The sequence below is a fragment of the Streptomyces botrytidirepellens genome (assembly GCF_003721215.1).
GTDB classification, from domain to species: Bacteria; Actinomycetota; Actinomycetes; order Streptomycetales; family Streptomycetaceae; genus Streptomyces; species Streptomyces himastatinicus.
In genome coordinates, this window is sequence record NZ_RIBZ01000541.1 from 1 (window position 1) to 2,717 (window position 2,717).

At 75.1% G+C, this 2,717-nt stretch carries 3 protein-coding genes; 1 reads left to right on the forward strand and 2 read right to left on the reverse strand.

From position 1 onward, the window contains the following. The coding region (locus EEJ42_RS32525) for a hypothetical protein (RefSeq protein WP_246097535.1) at positions 1-741 on the reverse strand (741 nt) is incomplete at its 3' end. Positions 742-942: 201 nt separating this feature from the next. Between EEJ42_RS32525 and EEJ42_RS32530 the strand changes: the two genes are divergently transcribed. After that, a complete protein-coding gene (locus EEJ42_RS32530) occupies positions 943-1,446 on the forward strand; it encodes an ATP-binding protein (protein WP_123105525.1) in 504 nt (167 codons plus the stop codon). Between the two features lie 69 nt (positions 1,447-1,515). Here the strand turns inward: EEJ42_RS32530 and EEJ42_RS32535 are convergent. Beyond that, on the reverse strand, positions 1,516-2,717 hold a 1,202-nt coding region (locus tag EEJ42_RS32535; protein ID WP_246097536.1), incomplete at its 5' end, for an aminotransferase-like domain-containing protein.

The window sequence follows — 2,717 nt, forward strand, 5'->3', positions numbered from 1 at the left end:
GCCCTCGTCCGCCCCGTCCATGCGCGGGCGGGGCGGACGAGGGCGGGACGCGGCGTCCATGAGCCCGGTGAGCAGCGTCCGTACGAGGCCCAGCGCGGCGCGCAGCGACCGTACGAGCGCCGCTTCCGCAACCCCGCGCGCCCCGTCCAGCGACAGCCGTACCGCCCGCCACACGGCCCGCTCGCCGCGCCGCAGCAGCCAGCCGACGGCGAGCGCGGCCAGCAGGTGGCCCAGGGTCATGGGCAGCGACGGCAGCAGGGCCGTGAGGCCCATGGGGTGCGCGGGCTGAGGAGTCGCGGTGGACGGCGCGGCGTGCAGGGACGACGGGTCGATGCCCGACCGGGCGACGATCCGGTGCGCCGTGGCCGCGTCGAGGCGGCCGGGGAGCGTGGTGCACAGCAGCTTCGCCGCCATGCCGATGACGCGGCCGTCGGCGGCGTCCGCGCGGTGGGCGGCCTCCGCGGCGGCGGCCGCCTGCTGCCCGTAGCCGAAGAGGGAGTGCAGCGCGAGCTGCCCCAGGGCCAGCACCGACGCGATCCCGGGCAGCGACCGCTCCCGCCCGGCCAGCGGCAGCGCCACCGCGAACATCGCCGCGGCGCCCACGCCGAGCGTCCACAGCGGCACGGTGGCACAGGACGCCAGCACGTGCCCCGCCGCGGACAGCACGACACAGACCGCGGTGAACACCGCGGCCCGCAACATGCGCAGATCGGCACCCGCACGGGCGACAGGGGAAGCCATGGCCGCGCCATCATCCCACTGGGTAAACGCGTTCCCCACGGCGGGTAGGGCGTACCGGCGCACACCGGGACAGGCCTATACACCGGTGCGCCTACCGCGCGCGTCCGCCGAATGAGCGGAGTCACGTCAATCGGACGCTTACGGACCATGGACCCAGGCAATACGTAACGGTATGTCGAGCCGCGGCCGGGAGGCTGGAGCATGAGCATCTGGTGGTCACTCCATTTGCCCCGCGAGGCGGCGAGCGTTCCGCTCGCACGACGACTGCTCCTCGGCACCATGGAGACGGCCGGAGTCGATCCGGAGATCTCCTACGACCTGTCGGTCGCCCTTTCCGAGGCATGCGCGAACGCGGTGGAGCACGGCGGCAGCGACGGTACGGGCGGGGACTACCGCGTCACGGCCTTCATCGACGGCGACACCTGCCGCATCGAGGTCACCGACTCGGGTCCCGGCTTCGCCCACCGGGGCACCGTGCGCCGTGAGTCGCGCACCCGGAGCGAGCGGCGTCCGGCGTCGGCGCCGAGGCCGCAGCACCCGCAGAGTCCGGCTCCCGCGCACGCGGAGCACGGGCGGGGGCTCTTTCTCATCGAGGCCCTCACCGACCACGTCCGCTACCGCGACCGACCGGGCCGCGGCGGGGTGGTGGTGAGTTTCGACAAGATCCTCAAGTGGCGCGAGGACTCGCTGCTCAGAGCGTCGTGAGCGGAGAACCCCGCCTCCAGGATCTGTCGGGTGATCCGGGAAGAGATCGTCCCCGATGCGCTACGGGTTTCACCTGGAGGTAAGGGAGTCACCGGGCGGCAGTGCCCGGCACAGCGCCTCCAGCGCCCCCGCGAACGCGTGATCTGGCGGTGCCGCATATCCCACCACCAGGCCGTCGGGGGCCGGGCCCATGGCATCGGGGTGGCGGTAATCCGCCAGCCCGTCGAGGGCGAGCCCTTGGCGGGCGGCGGCCCGTACGGCGGAGCGCTCGGTGCCGGGCGGCAGCGCGAGGACCGCGTGCAGCCCGGCGGCGATGCCGGAGACCCGGATGTGCGGGGCGCGCTCGGCGAGGGCGGCCACCAGCTGGTCGCGGCGGCGCCGGTAGCGCTGACGCATCCGGCGCACATGGCGGTCGTAGCCGCCGGACTCCAGGAAGTCCGCGAGCGTCAGCTGATCGAGAGCGCTCACCCACCCCTCGCGCTCCCCCTTGGCGGCCAGCGCCTCGTCCACCAGCGCGTCCGGCAGAACCATCCAGCCCAGCCGCAGGGCGGGCGAGAGGCTCTTGCTGACCGAGCCGACGTACAGCACGCGGTCGGGGTCGAGGCCCTGGACGGCGCCCACAGGCCGCCGGTCGTAGCGGAACTCCCCGTCGTAGTCGTCCTCCACGATCAGCCCGCCCTTCGCCCGCGCCCAGTCGACGGCCGTGGCGCGCCGCTCCGGATGCAGCGGTCCGCCGGTCGGGAACTGATGGGCGGGGGTGAGCAGCACGGCCGTCACGCCGCGCAGGTCCCGGCGGGTGGCCAGCTCCTCGGTGCGGGCGCCGTCCTCGTCCAGCGGCAGCGGCACCGTCCGGATTCCGGCGGCGGTCAGCAGCGAACGGTGGAAGTCCAGGCCGTACGCCTCGACGGCCGCCTTCTGACGCAGTGCGCGGGTTCCGCTCAGCAGCCGCAGGGCGTGCGCGAAGCCCGAGCAGATCACGATCCGGTCCGGGTCGGTGCGCACGCCGCGGGCCCGGGCGAGGTAGTCGGCCAGGGCGCGGCGCAGCTCCGGGCGGCCGTGCGGATCGCCGGGGCCGAACGCCTCGCTGGGCGCGGCCGTCAGCGCGCGCCGGGCCGAGGCCAGCCAGGAGGTGCGCGGGAAGGCGGCGGCGTCCGGGCTGCCCTGGAGCAGGTTGTGGACGGGGCGGGCGTTCTCCGGGGCGCGCCCGGTGCGTCGTACGCCGAGCCGGCCGCCGCCGGTCCGGTTGGCGTCCGCCCGCGCCGCGGACGGCC

Coding starts and splice junctions, on each gene's coding strand:
- EEJ42_RS32530 (WP_123105525.1), top strand. CDS start 943: ATGAGCATCTGGTGGTCACTCCATTTGCCCCGCGAGGCGGCGAGCGTT.